Below are 20,323 nucleotides of genomic sequence, written 5' to 3'. Positions count from 1 at the left end.
TTTGTACCAGAATCTTGTTCTGCTATTAGAACATGAAGCGGCCAGCTACAGAAATCTGCAGGTCGGAAGAAGAATCGAGCTTAGTTGTTCCAAAATCAGAAGTGATAGTGGAGTAAGTCAACTCACCAATAACTTCAGCAGTTTCAGAGAACTTATAGGGGCTGTAAACGCCAAGACCCATCAGAGTGTAGTCGTCATCGCCTTTAGTTGTAGTTCCTGATGTCTTTGTCTCAGTCTCAGTAACGGTCTGATAGAAACCGACAAAGCCAACAGCACCCATTTCATGAGGCATTTCGTAGAACAGAGAGAACTCAGTGGTCTCGCCGCCAGTTTCAGTTGTTTTGGCGGTAGAACCTTTAGTCTTAAGTGTCCTGTCGCCCAAAGCCATATCCATTTGCAGCTTCAGACCGAAAACGTTGGAGCCGAACAGCCACTGGTAGCCCACCCAAGGCTGGAGGGTGTTTCCACCAGAAACGGCATCAACTTCAGTTGTTGTGCCAGTAGAGTCAGTCTCTTTGTCGCTGGGGCTGAAGTGGAGGTTAGCGCCGTAGTGCATGCTTCCATCCTCGGTAAAAGCGTAACGGCCCTTACCAAAGAAGGTGATATCGTTGAGTCCTTTAGTGTCTTCGTCAGCTGAACCAGTGGTTTCATTGGATGTGGTTGTGTAGCCAATAGTCGCGCCAGCAGAGAACATGTCGTTGATGCCACGCTCATAGGTAAGGTTCAGAACCTGACCGGAAACTTCCATCTTTCCGCCACCTTTTGCCTTGATTGACATGGTGTCGTAAGTCAGCTCAGGAGTCAGAACGTTGTTGTCTGTTTCTGCCTGATAAAAGAATTCGGATTGAATAGGTGTTGCAGCGTTAGCAGCAACGGCAAAGCCCAAAGCAGCAAGAGTGCTAATGAGAGATTTCATAACGGAGTCTCCTTTTTAAAAATCTCGTGTGTTGTCCATTTTTCTGACTCATATAGGGTTATGCGGATTTATGGGAGGCATCAACAGTTTTTAAATGCTTTTCTGATTTGGAAAGGACGCATCACAGAAGGTCCCAGAATAGTACCAGAAAGTGTTGGCAAAAAACCACACGGCGCAGTGCCTACAGTGTAATCGTGTCCACACTCTTTTACGCTCAGAGTCTCAGTCTTAAGAATGGAATAAGCCCTTCGTCCAAGCTTGAACTTTTGGTTAGCCGATGGGTCTGGGCCAGGCTTTTTGTTTGTCGCCGAGAGGAATAAAGCTCGCCTCTGCGGCAATGTCATTACAGTGGGTGAACTCATCCTCAGTGAAACCGTGATGACGGCTAAGGATGTCGTACTCGTTGACCAAGTCGATGTTAAAAATCCCTGGGTCATCGGAGTTGATGGTGGTGCGCACGCCGGCTTCCATCAATAGTCGAAAGGGGTGTTCTTCCACTCTGGGAATAGCCTGAGTCAGCCAATTGGAAGTGGGACAAAGTTCTAGGGTGACGTTGCGCTCTTTCACGTAGTCCATCATTTCATGATCGCGATAAATCTGCACTCCATGACCGATGCGAGTGGCGCCTAAATATTCAATGGCGTCTTTCACATAACGAGGTGCTTTGGGCACATTGGCTTCGCCACTGTGAATGGTTATGCCCAATCCCGCCTCCGCAGCCCGATGGAAAAAAGGCGAAAAAGGTTTGGAGTCAAAACCCTCTTCGTTATCGGCCAGGTCGAGGCCGATAAAGGTCTCGCGATTATCTATAGCAAACTGGGTAATGGCTTCGGCTTCCGGGACCGGCAAAATCCGCTGAATGATGCAAATCAGACCAACGGCCAAAGGGACTTCCTGTTGCGCCTGTTTGCAACCTTTCACGATCGCTTCATGGATTTGTTGAAAGGATATGTGTTCGTGACCCTGGCGCACGTAGGTGGGAGCATAACGAAGCTCTAGAATGCGAATGCCCTCTTGGAGGTAGGCGTCTAAACAGGCTTCATAGGAAATGCGCTCCAGCACCTCGGTGGAATTGAGCAGGACCTGGGTGTCCAAAAACTTGTTGAGAACCGCTCCCAGGTTGGTCATGGGCTCGGTGATCAAAAAACGGTCGGCGAAGGCGGCTTGGTCAGGGACATCGATCCCGCAGGCAGGAGCCAGCTCCTTCATGGTCTCATGACGCAGGCTCAACTCCAGATGGCGGTGTAGTTCGACTTTGGGCATTTCACGTAAATTCATAAATCTCAGAATAGGTTTACCTGCCAGGGGGGACAAGAAAGAAATATTGACGCAAATCACAAAAGAGGTGGCCGATTCCTCTGGTGAAACCTCCGTTTTCCCTGGAACTTTTGGTTAATTTTGACTATCTAGGAACCGACCTTTTCAACCAACAATCCAACCAGATTGAGGCAAAAAATGGCTGAGCCTGTTGTGACTCCTCTTGCTCTTAAAAACCCCCTCGCCCCCACTCCCGATCAAGATCCCAAGTGGGCCCAGGAGGTCACACTCAAAGGTGGCGACAAGGTTAAAATGGCAGATCCCCGGGCGACCCGGGCCATGGTGTCCTTGATGGACATGCAGGCAGTACTCGGTGGAGCCGCCAGTCACTTTGGGGGTCCATCCGCTTTTGCTGAACTGATGGCTGCCGCCTATGGGTTAGTTTTTCACCGGGCGAATAAAGAAAATAAACCATGGTATGAAGTGGCCCACCTGATTAACGATGCAGGTCACTGTGAGAATGGCATCTATGCCTTGAAAGCCAACTATGGATTTGCAGACCTGACCTTGGAAAGCCTTAAGGGCTTTCGCTCCATCCAAAGTAAACTGACGGGTCATGGTGAATCCCACCTGTTTGCTGATGGCGTTTATCTGAGTAATGGACCCTTGGGCTCAAGTTTGCCCCAGGCTCAGGGCCTGGCCTTTGCTGATCACCTTGCGGGTCGCAATCGCTTGACCATCACGGCCATTTCCGACGGTGCCTGTATGGAAGGTGAAGCCCGTGAGGCCTTGGCAGCCATTCCCGGGTTGGCGCAAAAAGGAAAAATGGCGCCATTTGTTTTGATTGTGAGTGACAACAATACCAAGTTGACTGGACGAATTGATAAGGATTCCTTTTCCATGCAGCCCAGCTTTGAGTCTTTAGCGACGCAGGGGTGGAAGGTTCTTCACATGGCTCATCCCCATGACCTTCAAGCTTGTGTCACGGTTTTGGAAGAGGCGATGGCCCAAGCCGAAGCCAATCCGAAGCAGCCAGTTGCCATCCACGCCAAGACTATCAAGGGCTACGGAGTGAAAGCCACTGAAGAATCCGCCAGCGGGGGACATGGATTTCCATTGAAGGAGCCAGGGCAACTTCCGACTTTTCTGTCTGAGATCTACGGTGGTGAAACCGTGCCGGCTGATTTTCAGGCCTGGGTTGAAGAAATGGTCACTCAGCACAATGGAAAGAAATCCAGTCCCGGTGGCTCTTCCTCTATTCCCAGTGAAAAAATCCAAAAAGGCGTCAGTGCGGCTCTCATTCGCAAGCGCAAAGAGGGTTTGCCCATTCTTTCCATCTCTTCGGATTTGCCGGGTTCAACGGGTACGGCTGATTTTCAAAAAGCCTTTCCCGAGTGCACTCAGGACGTGGGTGTGGCGGAGGCCAATATGGTCAGTGTGGCCGCGGGTCTTTCCAAAGAAGGTTTTATTCCCGTGGTGGATACCTTTGCTCAGTTTGGTGTGACCAAAGGGGCTTTGCCACTGATGATGGCTTCCTTGTCTCAGGCCCCCATGTTGGCCTTTTTCTCTCACACCGGTTTTCAGGATGCGGCTGATGGAGCCTCCCACCAGGCATTGAGTTGGTTGGGCATGACGGCGTCGATCCCCCATTGTGAAACCTACGCTCTGACTTGCAGTGATGAGGCCGACGCCCTCGTGGGCCAGGCGGTAGATCGTTTTCATAAGATGCGCAAAGAGGGCAAAGTTCCCCCAACGACCATTTTCTTTTTGGGTCGCGAGAACTTCCCCCGCAGTTACAGCTCTGAAGGTGCCAAGTATGAATTGGGTAAAGCTCAGATTCTTGCCGACACCTCGGCTGGGAAAAACAAGTCGGTCACTCTACTTGTCGGCGGATCATTAGCTCCCCATGCATTAGCCGCGGCCGAGACCTTGGCAACAGAGGGCATTGGAGCTCTTGTCGTCAATGCATCTTGCCTCGGTTCTCCAGATGTGGCGACACTGAAACAGTGTTTAGCCAAGACAGAAGGGCGCTTGGTGACTGCCGAAGACCATCAGCTTGTTGGTGGCATGGGGGCCATTGCCGTCCATGCCTTGGCTCAAGAAGGCGCGGCACTAAGAGTAAAATCTCTCGGTGTGAACGGTGAGTTCGGGCAAAGTGCCTATCTGGCTGATGAGCTTTATGCCAAGCATGGCATTGACAGCCGGGCCATGGCTGAAGCGGCACGCAGTTTATAGGAGAATCAAACAAGATTTCGAGAATAAAAAAGCCACTTCATGGTGGTCTTTTTTATCGTTCACGCCGATTGGGACGGGACAAAGGAACTCAGGATTTGTTGGTTTCTTTAGTCTTGGCTTTTTGGCCGGCGCCGGCCTTTTCGTTGTCGGCAATTTGTTCGCGCTTGGCAGAATCTGTGACGTCAATCTCCGGATCTTCCGAGATGCCCTTTTTGAATCCGCGAATGGCTTCGCCTAAGGATTTACCCAGTCCGGGGATTTTAGAGGGGCCAAACAACAGAAGGACAATAACCAGGATAATCAGAATTTGCCAAATTGACGGACTCATAGTTGCTCCTCAGAAGAAGGCCAAAATGTGCTCTTCTCACCATTCACATCACTAATCTACCTTTTTTGCCATGACTAAGCCAGGGGATCAACGTCTAAAGGCCAGATGGTCATGAACGCTTTGGTCTTTTGCCGCGTTCTACCATTGTCTGATATGGGTCACAGGTTCGGTCTAGGATTGGTTGTTGGCTGAGGACTGTTCGCTTTTGCCGCCCTTTTTAGCGGGGCGCTTTCGTCGCGTGCGTCGCCTGGTGCGACGGCTCTTCGCCTGGGCGGCAGCGATTTTTTCTTGAGATTGCTCATAGTGTTGAGCCCAGAACAGCCAGTCCTCGCCCGACAAACTATAATCACGACTGGCAAATTGCAGGGCTAAGGGGAAAGCTTCTGTCTGCAAGACAGCCAGCTGTCGTTTTTCCCCTCGATTTTCAAACTCCGAGCGCTTGCGCAAAGTACTTTGCATATGAAGAGCCTTGGCGACCATGGCCTGTTCCATCTTAAACATGCCCAACTCATCACGCATCAGAGCCAGCATGTCGGGGTTGTCCAGAATTTGGTTGGTCGAAACCGCCTGTTCCGGGTCGGCATTAAACATCGTCCGGTAGTAGGCAAGGATCAGTGCGCCAAACAGTTGCAGAGGGTCCTTATGATCAAGAGGCTTTTCGTGAAAGCGAGAGACCAGATGAGTGAACATTTCGGCCTTGTTCTTGTCGGCCAAAACCTCATGTAGATGTGGGGCAATATACTTAAGGAGTCCCAGATCAAAGGACTCAATGAAGGCCTGTGAGGGATCATCGAGCCGCAAAAACTTAAGAAACTCCTCGCGTCGACGGGGAAGTGCCGTTTCCAAAAGTGTGGAGGCATTGGCTTCCATGGCTGAGCGTAGATTGGGCTCTAAGGTAAATCTCACCAGATGAGCCAGGCGAATACCGCGCAAAATTCGGATGGGATCTTCGCGCAGCCGGCGGTCTGGATCGCCGATCATCCTCACCATTTTTTCGTCCAAGTCAGGAAGACCCTCGCAGTAATCGATGAGCTTGTTCTCCATCGGATCATAGAGCAGGCCGTTGATGGTAAAGTCCCGACGGTTGGCGTCCTGCTCTGGAGTGCCAAAAAGATTGTCTCCAGAAGAAATATGCTCGGGAAGCTCTTCGTCCTCGACCAAATCACGGCGGAAGGTGGCCACCTCAAACTGCTGGTCACCGCGTTTGACCAGCACCAGGCGAAAGCGCTTACCAATCACATAGGCATTGCGTACGTGTCTTTTAACGTCCCCGGGGCGGGCATCGGTGGCGATATCATAGTCCTTGGGGTGTTTGCTCAAAAGGAGGTCACGCACGCAACCGCCGACCAAATAGGTAATGAATCCTTGGGATTGGAGGGTACGGACAATATCCAGGGCCTCACGGTCAATCCACTCTTGATGTAAACAGGGCTTTTTTGTAACTTCCATCCCGAGATCATAATGACGCGTCTTGCATTAAGGGTCAAACGGGAAGGGGTTTAGGTGGCTTATTTGGAGAACTTCCACACTCAAGTACTGGGAAATCCAGGTGGACCGAAGCTTATTTTCCTACATGGCCTGATGGGGTCGGGAGCCAATTGGCGAAAGATCACGCCAGCCTTCGAAAAGGACTATCACATTCTGCTCTTGGATCAGAGGGGGCATGGTCGGTCTTTTCATCCCGAGTTTGGCTTTTCGCCTGAGGACTACGCTCGGGATCTGCACAAAATCTTGGAAGAACTGGGTTGGGGGGAGGAGGCTATCCTCCTGGTGGGTCACTCGATGGGTGGGCGAAATGCCCTAGCCTTTGCTCATCTGTATCCGCAACGCGTGGCAAAACTGGTGATTGAAGACATCGGCCCGGACTCCCATCCGGACGCCGTCAAGCAGATCGAGTTTTATCTCGATCAGGTCCCCACCCCTTTTGCGGACAAAAGAGCGGCCAAGCAGTTTTTTGATGAGGAGTTTCCCCGTCGCATTGGCAGTGGACCCAAGTCCCAGGTTCTGGCTCAGTATTTTTACACTAATATTGCCACTCGCGAGGATGGAAGGGCCGATTGGCGGTTCTCTCCCAAGGCGATCCTCAGTAGCGTCAGGGAGGGGAGGGCCTATGAACGGTGGGACCAAATCCGGGCTCTTAAGGGTCCGACCCTGGTCATCCGGGGGAGTCGGAGTGAGGAGTTAAGCGAAGAGGTTTTTCACAGAATGGTGGCGGCCAACCCCCTGATTACAGGGGTGCAAATCCCGGAATCGGGCCACTGGGTTCACTTTGACCAACCTCAGGCCTTTATTGAGGCCCTGACTCAGTTTTTTGCCAACAGATGAATAAATGTCTGAGAATTCTTGCTCTTTGACAAACCCCCTTCTGTTCGTATACTAAGCCATTGTAACTAATGACAATGTGAGTCAGCTCCTAGGGATCTTCTCGGGTGAAATTTACTGAACTGGATCTACATCCCTCGCTGTTTGCGGGAATCAAGAAAAGCAACTTTACTGATTGCACACCAATTCAAGAATTGGCCATTCCACCTATTTTAGAGGGAAAAGACGTGGCCGGTCTGGCGCAAACCGGAACCGGAAAAACGGCGGCATTTGTGTTGCCTCTCATAGAGCGCATATTGCGTGCTCAAGAAGCGGAGACAGCCGGCAAAGCTTTACATGGCGATGAAATTGTCGAAGCTAAAACCAAAGAGATCGAAGGCATTGTTAATGAAAATGCCAAGGCCGATGGCAGTGAGGATTCTCCCGTTGTGCCACCCTCGAAACGTGCCTTTGTGGAGTGGGAAAAATCCAATTATATTTTGGTTTTAGTTCCCACGCGGGAATTGGCGGAGCAGGTTTATCAGAATGTGGCTTCCCTTGGTGGAGATGCGGGCATTCGCTGCACGGCCATCTATGGTGGCACGGCTTACGATAAGCAGAAAAAGGCCATCGGTCATGGCTTGGAATTTGTCGTGGCCACTCCGGGTCGATTGATTGATCTATACAAAGAACACGTGGTGGATCTTCGTCAGGTCCGGGCGGTGGTTTTTGATGAGGCCGACCGTATGTTTGATATGGGCTTTAAGGATGACATGAAGTACATTCTGAAGCGCATCCCGGGCGACCGGCAAATGTTGGTTTTTAGTGCTACTTTGAACTTTGATGTTCTCAATGTTTGTTACGAATTTGGTTCTGAACCAGTTGAGATCAACGTCAGTAAGGATCAACCCAAGGCTGAAAATGTTGATGATGCCATTTTTCACGTCGGCCACGATGACAAGCCCATGTACCTCCTATCTCTACTCAAAAAGGAGGGACCTCGTCAGGCCATTGTCTTTAGCAATTTCAAGCGTAATGTAGAGCGCATCACTCAGTTTTTGAATAAGAACGGAGTTCCCGCAGTGGGGATTTCGAGCCTCATGACCCAGGCCCAGCGCAATCGGGTGATGGGGCAGTTCAAAAGCGACAACGAAAGAAACATTCTTGTCGCCACGGATTTGGCCGCCCGTGGTTTGGATATTCAAGGCGTGGACATGGTTTTCAACTTTGAGTTGCCGGATGATCCGGAAAACTATGTTCACCGCATCGGTCGCACTGGGCGGGCTGGCGCCAATGGGCACGCCTATAGTTTTGTCGGTGACCGGGATATCGATGCCCTTCGCCGAATTGAAGACTACCTAGGGCATAAGCTGGAAATCGGTTGGATTGAGGATGAACATCTTCTCCAGCAATATGAGGAGTTTCCCAGGGACAGAGAGTTAGGTCCCTACCCGAGGCGTCCCCGTATGGCGGACAAAAAAACTGGCGGAGACCGCGGGGCCGGTCGCCGTGGGGATCGTCGTCAGGATGGTCGCCGTCGTCGCCCTCCTCGGGATGGACAAAGAGACGATTCCAATCAGCAACAGGCAAGTGGTGGCGAGCGCTCTCAGAAAAAGAGTTCGCGCAATCGCAACCGTAACCGCAATCGGGATAGGGATTTTAAAGGTCGCCGTGAGGAAGGTGGGGAGAATCAACCTTCTCAGCAGCAAGGCTCGCCAAGTGGTCATCGTGATCGAACTACTGGTCGCCACGGTTCTTCCGGCGGTGGTGGAGGCCAAGGACAGCAGCAGGGTGGCCAAGGGCGCGACGGAAATCAGCGTCGCAACAACAAACGTCGTCGCCGGCGTGGAGGTCGCCCGCAGGGTGAGCAAAGAGACCGTCAGCAGCAGGGACAGGGTCAGCAGACCAAAGGTGGTCAGCAACAATCCCGTCGACACTCAGGAAAGTCCTCCAAGCCAGTGGCGTCCAGTGCTCCTGCACAAAAATCCATCGGCAAGAAAGTGTCCGGGTTCTTTAAGAAGATCTTTGGGAATTAGGTAAGTAAGGTACCTATTGGCTCCAGCGGAAGTTGGCAATGATATTGTTACAGTTGCCGACTGTATCGTTGAAGGACTTATGGTGTCCGCGGCAGGTGAGGATGACGGCCTTTTTTTGTTTGAGAAAGACCACCTGGCGCAGTTGTTTGGACGTCTGGCGGTTAACCATATCGAGCAGAAACGCTCTCTGGTCATTTATCTTGATTGGCTTGGCCTTGAGGATTTCAAAGCCAAAGCGAGGGTAATCCTTGAGCCACTTTTTCACATACCGTTTAAGAGTTTGTTTGGTGTCCAGTTCATCCACTCGTACGGTGAGAGCCGGTTGCACGCCTAGTTCTGTTGAAGGCGAGCGGTAAAGGGTTGCGATGTAAGGGTTGTCCTCAGGGGGCGGACTGTGAATCCAGTCAGTTTGATCGGCGTGGATGGAAAATCCATGATTGGAAATAAACTTGCCGATGTGGCTGGAAATCACAAAAGAGCTGGATGTGGCCGGAATGGGTGCCGCCTCAGTATCAAGTGACAGTCCAAGAGTTACGAAAATCGAAAGTAAAGTTAAGGCCTTCATCTTTATTAGAATAAAACAGGATTAAGATTTGGGGCAAGTGGTGGGAGGCTTAAAGTCCATTAAATACAATTGACGGCTTCCACCGCGATCGCTGGTAAAAAGAACGCTCTTGCCATCAGGACTAATGGCGGGTTGAACGTCATTACCCAGGGAGTAGGTGAGTCTTTGGAGGCAGCTCCCGTCCTTTTTGATCGCATAAATCTCAAAGTTCTCCGGATCGTCCAGATTGGAGGCAAACAGGATGTGCTCCCCGTCAGGTAGCCAAACGGGCGACCAACTCACGGCGGTAGGTAAGGTCAGGTTTTTTTCTTCTTTGGTTTTAGTGTCTTTAAATACGATTTGAGCTTGTTTCATGTCCGAGGAATAGCGGACAAAAACAAGCTCCTTGCCACCGGGGTGGAACTGTCCCTCGGCTTCGATAAAACGCGAATCACTTAACAGTTTTTGTGAGGAACCGTCCACATTCATCATGTAAAGCATGGGACGACCATGGCGAACGGAAGTAAACAAGATTGTCGGCAAGGATGGATGATAAGAGGCCTCGGCATCGTAGCTTGGAGTGTGAGTCAGGCGCTCTATATCGTTGCCATTTGTGCTGCTGCGGTAGATTTCGTAAGGAAGCTCCAACCACGGTGCTGCCGATGAGGTTGAGGTGACCGTCTTTTCTTCAGTTTTGGCACTACTCAGTTCTTTTAGAGCTTTCTGAATATAGGCCGGGTTTTCCTTAATTTCGTCTGTGGTGCTGGCATAGAGGATCCACTTCCCACTGGAGTCATATCGCGGACCAGAGTTCTCACCGTCGTGAAAGGTGATCCGTCGATGGCGAAGAGTCACCCGGTCAAACTCATAGACTTGACTGTGCTTATGCTTGGGGCGATTTTTGCTCAAGTAAAGAACCTTACGGCCGTCCGGAGAAAAATGGCCGTCCCAGTTTTCACCCTCTCCAGTGACCAGCTTTGCTTCTGCCGGCTCGTAGCCCTTGGGCGGTTTGGGTTGAGGTTTGGTTACGCCAGCCGTCTCGCCCGCATCCTTGGATTTCTGTTCCGACTGACAGGAAAAAAGAAAACCAAATCCCAACAGCAAGATCCAAGTTCCGGGGTGGCGGTAAAGTCGCAAAGCGGTCTCCAAAGTCAATTGTCCTTACACATGAATATCGGAATGATGGAGAGTCTTTTTAACCAAAGAAGCAGGAATCCACTCGGCGATGTCTCGCACCGGGACCCATTGCCAGTCTTTGTCTGGACGCCGTCCCTTCTTCCGTACTGGAGTCACGTAAATGTCGTGATGGGTGATGCTGTGCCGAAACACAAATGCCGTGGGTTTCTGTTTGAGTTGCCGAGCTATTCCGGGCAAAAGCCAACGCTTTTTGAGAAAGGGAACTTGGCTTTCATTCCAGTGGAGTGCCACTTTATTGTTGCGCAGCCACACCTCAGGTTCCCAGACCCAGACCTCCTTCGCCTTTCGTGGCTTTTTGCGTGGAAGCTGAGCTACAAGGTCCTGTTTTAATCCCAGGCAACTGCGGTGCAAGGGACACAGGGCGCAGAGGGGTCTTGTCTTGGAGCAGATGGTAGAACCCAAATCCATCATCGCTTGATTCATATCACCCGGCGGAAAGTCCAGGACCACTTTGTCTGCCAGATCTTGAAGAACCTGTCGTCCAGCGGGCTTCCACCATTCCACATCTTTTCCGTGATAGCGGCTCAAGAGTCGGATGACATTGCCATCTAAAACCCCCACCCTTTCACCAAAGGCGATGCTACTCACAGCCCTTGAGGTGTAGGGTCCAAAGCCGGGAAGCTTGAGAAGCTCACCGTAGGTTTGTGGAAAATATCCCAACTGGTGCAGGGCCTTGGCCGCTCGATGAAGGTTGCGCGCACGACTGTAGTAGCCAAGTCCGGCCCAGGCCTTTAAGACTTTCGATTCCTGTGCGCAGGCAAGGGTCTCAATCCGTGGAAACAAGGCGAGAAATTTTTCGTAGTAGGGGATGACCACTTGGATAGTGGTCTGCTGGAGCATGGTCTCACTGAGCCAAATGGAGTAGGGATTGGGGTTTTCTCTCCAGGGGAGTGGCCGCCGGTTATCCTGATACCAATTTAAAAGACTTTGGCGCGCTGGTTTCTTCATTGGACAAAAGTCATAACTGGAGTTGGATCGGATTTCAAGCGGGGAGCCAATTGGCATTCCCATTGAACTATGAAATCATGGTTTCTATGCGATCGGTCGTCTATGTATTTGTTTTGTTTCTCCTCCTTTGGACGGGTCCTCAGGTAATCGCTGGTGCCGAGGTCCCGGCGAAAAAGGCCACTGCCAAAGGTCAATTGAGTCAACGGTGTACAAAAAAGGAAATGGATCTTAAGAGTTGTCACCTCAAACTCCATTCCTACCAAGTTCGATTTTCCAAAGACAAGATCACCATCGATGACGGGACTTGGAAAGCAGTTCATGAACTACCCTTGGCTGAAGAGAGTGTTATTTGGGAGAGGGTGGGTCTGAGACAACTGGGAGCCCGTTGGATTGTGGAGTTGGAGATGTGGACTTCGCCAGTTGGAGATGCGGGTATTCAAGACCTCAAATGGTATCTCTACGAGTTGACGGGGACCAAGTGGGATAAAAAGGTCGAGGAGGTGGTGCAGAAGCGCCGACGCCGTCTGAATGAGGAGGCTGGCAGTTCGAAAAAGAATCTTTTTCAGGTGGATCGCAAGGAACCCTACAGTCTCAGGCTGGGTAAGTCAGGGCAACTGGAGTGGGCTGCAGGTCGCACCAAGGGTTCCTTTTAAATGTAGGCAGGCTAGGCGCTGCGGCAAGCCAATCTCTGTTTGCCAGTGGAAACTCCCCCCGATAGATTGGATGCATGGAATTTAAACCACTCAGCGGTCGCGAACAGCCACGCTTTGCCGGCATCAAAACTTTTTTCCGCTTGCCTCACGTACCGATTACCGAGGCCTTTGACGTGGCCATTGCTGGAGTTCCTTATGACGGGGGTGTATCCTACCGCCCGGGAGCTCGATTTGCACCTTCGCGCATTCGCGAGGCATCGTCTCTTGGCAGGGGCTTTCACTGGTCTCGGGCCACGAATGTCTTTGAACGCTTGAAGATTGCTGATGTGGGGGACTGCCCTGTGGTTCCCATTGATCAAAAGCAAGCCTACACAGGAATTGAGGATTACTTCGCCAATGTGCTGAAACACGGCAAGCGCTTTTTGGCTGTCGGTGGAGATCACTCCGTCACCCTGCCCCTTCTTCGCACGGTGAGGCGCCATGCGGGTGAAAAGCTTTCCCTCGTTCACTTTGACGCTCATTTGGATACTTATCCGGCCGCATGGGATTGTGAATATCATCATGGATCTTTTGTTCGTCACGCCATTGACGAGGGGTTGCTTGACCCGAGCTCGTCTCTGCAAATTGGCATTCGCGGGCCCTTAGCTGGCGGCGATGATTTGGACTTTGTCAAAAGACATGGGCTTAAGGCGCTGACAGTTGATGACATTCGCAGTCAGCATCTGTCTGAGGTTCTTAAGACACTTCCAGATTTCAGTGACAAACCCGTTTACCTGAGCTTTGACATTGATTGCTTGGACCCGGCCTATGCACCGGGAACGGGGACTCCTGTCGTGGGTGGTTTGACCACCTATGAAACTCAACAGATTCTGCGGGCGCTTAAAATCAATAAACTAGTATCCGCTGACATCGTGGAGGTCTCTCCACCTTTCGATCATGCCGACATCACATCGCTTGCAGCCGTGGATACGATGTTCGAGATTCTCTGTTTGATGGCTCCGAGCTAGATTGAAAGCGGCATCAAGGCACCAACTAATGTACCATCAAGCTAGTGCCGACTTTTGGTAAGAAGGTTTTGGCCTCTTTGGTCAGTGGGCCAGCTGTCTTAGGATCAATTTTCGGACTGCTGTTTTGGATCAGCGACTTCAACTGCATGGTGTAGTTGTGTTTGAGTTCCTTACCTGAGGAAACAATTTTCACAATGCCAATGGGCTTGGCGCTCTCGTGGATCCAAAAATCAATGGTTTGCCCCCGTTCCTTCACTCGATAGTGAGTGGCCTCCACCGTGCCAGCAGGGACGGTGACTTTTTCCACTCCGACTTTATGGGCATTGAGCTCCTCTTCTGAGCCCATCATAAAACTGGACACCTGGACGCCGTCAAAGCCCTCAAGATAGTCGGGAGTGAGCTTCATGGCGGTTTGGCCAAACTGAGGCATGAGAACATAACCGTCACTGAGTTTTATTTTTTTACCTTGAGGCTGAACATGATAGCGCTGCCACATTTCAATACCAATGAAGGACAAGTCTTTGAAGTAGTACTCAAGTGCGACTTGATTGCTGGTGCTGTCGGCAACGGTGATGGCCACCTCCGCGGAGCCGGATGAGAGTTTTAACTCAAATCGCGCTCCGGATCCCTTGGTAAATTTGGGCAGATCAAAAGCCCAAGACTTGGCGAAAAAGAACAGGGACGCAAGAGTGATGAGTAGGCCGATGAGCCAGTTTTGTCGTTCCATGGAGAAGAGGCCTTTCCAAGTTGGTGGGGATGAGCCTATTCGTTCATCATTTCTTCGAGTAGTTTATTGCGCTCTTCCATTTGGGCCTTAACTTGTTGAAGCTCCTCCAGCATCTTCTGCAATTGCTTTGGATCAAGCTGGGCTCCACCCGGTCCAAGTCCCATTTGGCTCAAATCCCCAGAAGCCCCGACTGGCTGGTTCCCCAAGTCTTCAGTTTTGAGTCCATCGGCTCCCGTGGAAAGGCCCTCACCGAGGGCGCCAAAGGCCAACAGGAAAACACAAAAGACCCCAGTTATTTTCATCACTTGTTTTGTTCTCATGAAACTCTTATCGGCCTCGTCTGGACGGGTCTAGAGGGGTAATGTGACCGGGGGCCTCTTTCTTCTTTGTCTCAAAATGAGACAGGGCCAATATTCTCAAAATTGTACAGCTTGAAAACAGCTGCATAGGCTACGACAAACCAGGCCGGGTTTTCTGAAATCTAGAGGTCATTGAGAGTCTTAACATCGGCATCGAGCTTGCTCCATCTTTGGGCGTTGGGTGAATGGATGATATTTTTTGTTTGGGTCCGATTTCCAAAAATCTTGGCTGTCTTGTTATTTGGTGGCGTCCTCGCTTCCTGTTCTGACCCCTACTTTCAAAGTCGGGTAACCAAGGACAAGAATCAGGGTATTCCCATCGTCGTGCCGGTGCATCCGGTGGACGGGGGCGGAGGCCCCATGATCAACCCTCCCACTCAGGTGACAGGGATTGATCCCTCCAATGGCAGCGGCGGCAAACTCCAGCCTGGCCAGGCGGAAAAGACGGCTGGAGGGGGTACGATCTACAGCCCCCAAAGCTACAGTGCGGATTTTGCCAGCCCGGTTGTGGTGTTATTTAACATGGACATCAGTCAGTGGAAGAGTATCGCCGATCGCGATGGCTTTTTTGTGGTGGACACCAACTCCTATAATGATCAGCGTTTGATCTTTGATCGTCTTAATGAAGCTGTGGGAATTCTTGAGGCCGGATACAATGTGGATCGGGCGCGCATCTATTTTGCGGGATGGTCAGCTGGCGGCAATATCGCCCTGCTCAATGGCACCAATCCCGTTAATGCCAGTGAGTTGGCAGGGATTATGGTATTTCCCGGCTCTGGCGGCAGCTACGCCCGCAGTTATCTCAACCAGGCCTCTCAGCAGGGTAAACGAGCGGTGCCTATTTACTATGCGGTAGGCGATCGTGATACCTCCACGGGATACTATCCCGGAGTCGTCAATGAGGCTCAGATCTTAAGCCAAATACCAGGATACGCAGAGCGCATCACCTATAAGGTGTGGCCTGAAGTCGGACACAGTCTCCACCAGGGGGCTTTTGATGAAGCCTGGAAGTGGATATCACAATACAATTCAAAAACTAATTAGACGATCGCCGAAGCGGTTTTGCTCGCTGGATAGTGGCGCTCCAGATCCAGGATGATTTCAGTAAATCCGGTGGAGCTGTCAATTTGCTCTTCAGAGCGAATGGAAACTTGCCCGCTGTAGGACTCCACGATCTTTTTGACAATGGGAAGCCCATAGCCTGTACCAGATTCACCGCCTGTGCCAATGCGGGTCTTGGGTTGGTCAAAGTCAAAGATAGTGGGTAGCATGGCCGCGGGAATTCCCATGCCATCATCCCGTACCGTCAGCCGACAAAGATGATCACTCGGTGTTTCGATGCGAATAGTAATGTGGCCCGTAGGGTAAGAGAACTTAATGGCGTTGTTCAAAAGGTTGGAGAGCACTGAGCCAATAAAGGAATTGCGTTCAACCAGAGCCATGGTTTCGGCATTAGGATCAAAATCCAAGCTAAGGCGAAGTGCCTTTGCCTTAAGACTATTTTCATAGAGGCCAGCCACCTCACGCACACAGCCCTCTAGAGCGACACCCGTAACTTCAATATTGGCAGAGCCCTTTTGGTTGGCTTCGTAAGTTTTCACCTGTTGGATAAGTTTGGCGATACGATCAGTGATGGTGGCTACCGAAGCTACCAGTTTGGTCGCGTCATTGGTGCGCCGGTAGAGTTCGATGTGGCCCTGGAGGATGGTCAAGGGACTGGAAATATCATGACTGAGAGTGCGAAACAAAAACTGCTTTTCGGCCACCGACTGGCGCAACTGTTTATTGGTTTGTACCAGATCCCGAGTTTTCTCATCGATGATGGATTTAAGCCGCGACTCTTCCTGGCGGCGATAATAGTCCAAAGTAACTGCAGGAAGAAGCGTGGCCAACGCCTGACCGAGGACGTAGGCAATGGGCCAGGCATACACTTCGGCCGAGGGGTCCATTCTTAAAAACGGGAAGTTGGACATGTGGAGTCCGCCAAACAACAGAACCAGGCTGTGAAGTTTGATTAGGCGAGAGGAGTGATTCCATTCCTTGATCATCAAAACATAAAACCCGTACCACATGATACTCGCGCTCACCCAGGCGATAGGTATGGCGCGGGCATAAAAGGGCAGTGGAAAAAAGTCGAGAACGACGGTCATGAGAATCGCGGCGGCGCCCACGGCCAAAAAGGTTTTCAGGGGAAACCGTTGGCCAGTGAATTCCACAGAGGCATGGGCCAAAAAGAGAGCGGGGATTATGACAAATACGAAACTACTGATAATCCAGAATTCACTGGCTTCGCGGACCAAATACTGAACACCGAAGTTTAAAACCAGGAATGCCCAGAAGAGACCCAAGCGCAAATAGATGGGTTTTCTCGTCGAAGAGTAAAGGACCACGTTAGCTACCAGGTTGATGGTAGAAAAGGCTAGAATCACCAGTAAAGTCACTTTGACTAAAATATCGATTGAGTACCCCGGACCCTTTGCTGGGTCCACATGTTCGTAGGATCAGGAAGCTAGGATAATAGGTATACGGGCGGGGAGTATAGAGATTAATGCGTGAAGCGGGGCTTCAGCCCCGTTCACGACATCTATACAGGCAAATCTGTGTTGTTTTAAGGCTAGTGCAGTCCCACCATATTTTTTGCCTTGTCAAAGGCCTTGTTCAAGCCTTGGCGGTTGGGGCCGGCTCCCTGGGCAAAGTCCGGTCGTCCACCGCCTTTACCGCCCATTTCCTGGGAGATCTCTTTAAGGATCTGCCCCGCATTCATGGGGCCGACGAGATCCTTGGTGACTGAGACAATGATGGGGTGGGATTTTTCGCCGGTGCCGACGATGATCACCACGCCTGATTGGATCTTGTCTCTCACTTTGTCGCCGATCTCACTGAGGACTTTGCGATCATCGACGGGGACGTCTGCGAGTACTAACTTCCCTGATTTGCCACCCACTTCAAAAGGAATGGCACCATTAATCAGGTCCTCAACGCTGATTTGATTCCCTTTTAGGTCCGCCAGTTGTTTTTGCAGCCCCTTGATTTCCTGACGCTGTTTTTCCATCCAGTCCGTCAGATTGGCCGATCCCTCGGCGCTGTCTTCCTGTTCCAAATACTGCATCCAGGGCTCGGCCATTCCGGCTGAATGGCGGGACTTAAGGTTCTCACGGGTGTTTTGCAGCAAAAAGCGACAGGCCATATCGCCCGTGATGGCTTCAATCCGGCGCACCCCGGAGCTGACGCTGCCTTCGGAGACGACTTTGAAAAGGCGAATCATGGCGGTGTTATCCACATGGGTTCCTCCACAGAGTTCCATAGAAAAATCGCCCATCTTCACGACACGCACTTTGTTCCCATACTTTTCCCCAAACAGTGCCAATGCTCCTTGTTCTTTAGCTTCATCTGGACTCATCACGCTGGTTGCAACCGTTCGCGCTGCCGAGATTTCTCGATTCACCAGGTCTTCTATTTTGCGAATTTCGTCTTCGCTGACAGGCTTGTTATGGGTGAAGTCAAAGCGCAGCCGCTGACTGTCCACCAGTGAACCGGCCTGGTTCACATGGGAACCGAGTACCGTTTTTAGGGCTGCGTGCATGAGGTGAGTGGCTGAGTGGTTGCAAGCGGTGTTGCGACGCTCGGCTGTTGTCACCTTCTGCAAAACATCTTCGCCCTTTTTGATCACGCCATCCACCATCTTAATGTGGTGAAGAAAGATGTCGTTCACTTTTGTGGTATCAAGGACTTCAGCCTGGCCTTCCGCACCTACCAAGAGTCCCTGGTCTCCAACCTGACCACCGCTTTCGGCATAAAAGCAGGTTTGATCACAGGCGATCACACCTTCGTCGCCAGACTTCAGTGAATCCCTAAGGTTCTTGCCATCGGACAAGAGAAGAGCTTTGCCTGAACTTTGTATCACCCCATCGTAGCCCTTAAATTCTGTGGGGCCTGATTGCTTGAGGAGTTCCTGGCTGACTTTGATGTAGTGGGCCTGGTCGCCACCAAGGGCCTTGCCCTTCCATGATGCCTTGGCCTTTTCACGGGCCTGCTCCATGCGACGTTCAAACTCAGCCTCATCCACATGACAGCCATGTTCATTAGCCATCACCCGAGTGAGGTCCGCGGGAAAGCCAAAGGTGTCATATAGTTTAAACACAATTTTACCATCGAGAGTTTTCTGTCCTGACTCGGACAATTTCTTCAGCTCGTTCTCCAGAATGTGAGTTCCCTGATCCAGGGTGGACAAAAAGCGAGCTTCTTCATCTCTCATGGTGGTGGAGATCAGCTGTTTTTGTTCCACCAGTTCCGGGTAGGCATCGCCCATGGAGGCAATGACGTTTTCCACCACTGGCACCATCAGGGAATTGCTCTGGCTCAACTTGCGGGCATAGCGAATACCCCGGCGCATGATGCGTCTGAGGACATAACCCCGTCCATCGTTCGAGGGTAGCACTCCATCAGCAATCAAAAAGGCCGCCGCGCGGCTGTGATCAGCCACCACACGAAAGGCCATGTTCAGGGCTTCGCGCTCCGCTTTTTCCTTGTCTTTGATTTTTGCCAGGGACTTCAGGTACTCGTGGCCTGATATTTTCATCGCCACGCCAATCAGCTCTTGAAACAAATCAGTGTGATAGTTGTTGATCTCCCCCTGCATAATGGCCGACACGCGCTCAAGTCCGGAGCCGGTATCAATACTGGGGTTGGGGAGTGGGGTTTTGGTACCGTCTTCAGATTCGTTAAATTGCATAAAGACCAGGTTCCAAAATTCCACGTAGCGGTCCCCTTCGCCGCCGACCACATTCTCTTTAGGGTCACCGCCCACTTCGGGGCCGAGATCGTAAAAGATCTCCGAGCAGGGGCCACAGGGGCCACTGTTGCCCATGCGCCAGAAGTTATCCTTTTCGCCAAAGCGATAAATGCGATCTTTGGCGACGCCTTCCTGCTTGTGCCAAATGTTTGCGGCCTCATCGTCGTCTTTAAAAACCGAGACGTAGAGTCGCTTCTTGTCCAGGCCCAAATCCTTGGTAACAAATTCCCAAGCGTAGTGGATGGCTTCCTTTTTAAAGTAATCACCAAAAGAGAAGTTGCCCAACATTTCAAAGAAGGTGTGGTGACGAGCCGTGTGCCCCACGTTTTCCAGATCGTTGTGTTTACCACCGGCGCGCACACATTTTTGGGACGAGACCGCTCGTTTGTAGTCGCGGGACTCCAGGCCCAGGAACACATTTTTGAACTGGTTCATTCCCGCGTTGGTGAACAGCAGAGTGGGATCATTTTCAGGAATCAGGCGGGAGCTGGCCACGGGGGCATGATCCTGTTTTTTGAAGTAATCAATAAACGCCTGGCGAACTTCATGACTTTTCATAGAGCACTTTCTTAATGATTTGGTCTTCAAAGCCCCGGTTGGCTAGGTACCGATAGGCCTTTTGTTTCATCTCATGGTCGAGCCAATTATCAAAGCAATCAAACCGACTTTTCAGCAAATCCCGTGCCTTTTCCAGCTCTTGCTCCTCCTGCCGGGGAACCGGCGGGAGGCCCTTTTTTCTTAGGTAATTTTGAATATAGAGCTGTCCCTTGCGTTTAGCCCCCAGGGCTGAGGCCACCCGCTCGGCCAATTCTTGGGGGTCCGGTAACCATTTTCGCTCACGGGCGGTCTCGATGGCCCGGTCGACCACCTCCTGGGTGAAGCTCTTCCCCAGCTTTTCCTGGAGCTCCAGTTCGCTGTGGTCCCTACGGGCGAGAAAGCGCACCAGTTTATCCATGGCCATGGCTAGGTTGTCGGAGAGCTGATTTTCTGCACGAGGGTCCATGTCACTCCTGTGATTTTTCA

Annotated in this window: 18 protein-coding genes; 6 read left to right on the top strand and 12 right to left on the bottom strand. The window is 51.3% G+C overall.

Annotated elements, in window-relative coordinates; translation table 11 throughout:
- Window positions 1-25 precede the first annotated feature (25 nt).
- Complete coding sequence (locus tag H6624_11255) at window positions 26-916, bottom strand: hypothetical protein (GenBank protein MCB9084915.1); 891 nt, start codon at window positions 914-916, stop codon at window positions 26-28.
- A gap of 270 nt (window positions 917-1,186) precedes the next feature.
- Window positions 1,187-2,194: an adenosine deaminase gene (gene add, locus H6624_11250; GenBank protein ID MCB9084914.1), complete on the bottom strand. Its 1,008-nt coding sequence runs from the start codon at window positions 2,192-2,194 to the stop codon at window positions 1,187-1,189.
- A gap of 177 nt (window positions 2,195-2,371) precedes the next feature.
- Here add and H6624_11245 point away from each other — a divergent pair, with 177 nt between their 5' ends.
- Window positions 2,372-4,408: a transketolase gene (locus tag H6624_11245; protein MCB9084913.1), complete on the top strand. Its 2,037-nt coding sequence runs from the start codon at window positions 2,372-2,374 to the stop codon at window positions 4,406-4,408.
- Between the two features lie 88 nt (window positions 4,409-4,496).
- Here H6624_11245 and tatA read toward each other — a convergent pair whose 3' ends face one another.
- Both tatA and H6624_11235 read right to left on the bottom strand, forming a co-directional pair.
- Window positions 4,497-4,736 carry a twin-arginine translocase TatA/TatE family subunit gene (gene tatA, locus H6624_11240; GenBank protein MCB9084912.1) on the bottom strand — a complete coding sequence of 80 codons (240 nt, stop codon included), beginning with the start codon at window positions 4,734-4,736 and terminating at the stop codon, window positions 4,497-4,499.
- Between the two features lie 171 nt (window positions 4,737-4,907).
- Entirely contained in the window at window positions 4,908-6,185 is a 1,278-nt protein-coding gene (locus H6624_11235) for a CCA tRNA nucleotidyltransferase (protein ID MCB9084911.1), read from the bottom strand.
- Between the two features lie 54 nt (window positions 6,186-6,239).
- Here H6624_11235 and H6624_11230 point away from each other — a divergent pair, with 54 nt between their 5' ends.
- Window positions 6,240-7,061 carry an alpha/beta hydrolase gene (locus H6624_11230; GenBank protein ID MCB9084910.1) on the top strand — a complete coding sequence of 274 codons (822 nt, stop codon included), beginning with the start codon at window positions 6,240-6,242 and terminating at the stop codon, window positions 7,059-7,061.
- A gap of 104 nt (window positions 7,062-7,165) precedes the next feature.
- A complete protein-coding gene (locus tag H6624_11225; GenBank protein ID MCB9084909.1) occupies window positions 7,166-9,073 on the top strand; it encodes a DEAD/DEAH box helicase in 1,908 nt (635 codons plus the stop codon).
- Window positions 9,074-9,086: 13 nt separating this feature from the next.
- Here H6624_11225 and H6624_11220 read toward each other — a convergent pair whose 3' ends face one another.
- Genes H6624_11220 through H6624_11210 form a run of 3 tightly spaced genes read right to left on the bottom strand, consistent with a single transcriptional unit; the run spans window position 9,087 to window position 11,762 of the window.
- Entirely contained in the window at window positions 9,087-9,638 is a 552-nt protein-coding gene (locus H6624_11220; GenBank protein MCB9084908.1) for a hypothetical protein, read from the bottom strand.
- A gap of 21 nt (window positions 9,639-9,659) precedes the next feature.
- Window positions 9,660-10,754: a PD40 domain-containing protein gene (locus H6624_11215; protein MCB9084907.1), complete on the bottom strand. Its 1,095-nt coding sequence runs from the start codon at window positions 10,752-10,754 to the stop codon at window positions 9,660-9,662.
- A 24-nt stretch (window positions 10,755-10,778) separates the two neighbouring features.
- Window positions 10,779-11,762, bottom strand: coding sequence for an A/G-specific adenine glycosylase (locus H6624_11210; protein ID MCB9084906.1), 984 nt, complete (start codon window positions 11,760-11,762; stop codon window positions 10,779-10,781).
- A 50-nt stretch (window positions 11,763-11,812) separates the two neighbouring features.
- Here H6624_11210 and H6624_11205 point away from each other — a divergent pair, with 50 nt between their 5' ends.
- Together H6624_11205 and speB are read left to right on the top strand one after the other, a co-directional pair.
- On the top strand, window positions 11,813-12,415 hold the full coding sequence (locus tag H6624_11205) for a hypothetical protein (GenBank protein MCB9084905.1): 603 nt from the start codon (window positions 11,813-11,815) through the stop codon (window positions 12,413-12,415).
- 74 nt (window positions 12,416-12,489) lie between these two features.
- On the top strand, window positions 12,490-13,422 hold the full coding sequence (speB, locus tag H6624_11200; GenBank protein MCB9084904.1) for an agmatinase: 933 nt from the start codon (window positions 12,490-12,492) through the stop codon (window positions 13,420-13,422).
- 25 nt (window positions 13,423-13,447) lie between these two features.
- Here the strand turns inward: speB and H6624_11195 are convergent, their stop codons facing one another.
- A complete protein-coding gene (locus H6624_11195; protein MCB9084903.1) occupies window positions 13,448-14,149 on the bottom strand; it encodes a hypothetical protein in 702 nt (233 codons plus the stop codon).
- Between the two features lie 35 nt (window positions 14,150-14,184).
- The gene (locus H6624_11190) at window positions 14,185-14,469 is read right to left on the bottom strand and encodes a hypothetical protein (GenBank protein MCB9084902.1); all 285 of its coding nucleotides are present in this window, start codon (window positions 14,467-14,469) and stop codon (window positions 14,185-14,187) included.
- Window positions 14,470-14,697: 228 nt separating this feature from the next.
- Here H6624_11190 and H6624_11185 point away from each other — a divergent pair, with 228 nt between their 5' ends.
- Window positions 14,698-15,552 (top strand): hypothetical protein, encoded by an 855-nt coding sequence (locus H6624_11185; protein ID MCB9084901.1) that lies wholly within the window; start codon window positions 14,698-14,700, stop codon window positions 15,550-15,552.
- Here the strand turns inward: H6624_11185 and H6624_11180 are convergent.
- From H6624_11180 to H6624_11170, 3 genes are all read right to left on the bottom strand, one after another.
- Window positions 15,549-16,937, bottom strand: coding sequence for a hypothetical protein (locus tag H6624_11180; GenBank protein ID MCB9084900.1), 1,389 nt, complete (start codon window positions 16,935-16,937; stop codon window positions 15,549-15,551). The two genes, H6624_11185 and H6624_11180, sit on opposite strands and share 4 nt — an antisense overlap.
- 185 nt (window positions 16,938-17,122) lie before the next feature.
- On the bottom strand, window positions 17,123-19,858 hold the full coding sequence (gene alaS / locus H6624_11175) for an alanine--tRNA ligase (protein MCB9084899.1): 2,736 nt from the start codon (window positions 19,856-19,858) through the stop codon (window positions 17,123-17,125).
- Window positions 19,845-20,303, bottom strand: coding sequence for a RecX family transcriptional regulator (locus tag H6624_11170; protein MCB9084898.1), 459 nt, complete (start codon window positions 20,301-20,303; stop codon window positions 19,845-19,847). The genes alaS and H6624_11170 overlap by 14 nt, the downstream gene beginning before the upstream one ends.
- Window positions 20,304-20,323 lie beyond the last annotated feature (20 nt).

The sequence above is a fragment of the Pseudobdellovibrionaceae bacterium genome, from assembly GCA_020635075.1.
Taxonomy (GTDB): Bacteria; Bdellovibrionota; Bdellovibrionia; order Bdellovibrionales; family UBA1609; genus JADZEO01.
Note: the sequence above shows the minus strand (reverse complement) of the source record. Positions and strands in the feature narration are given on the sequence as shown.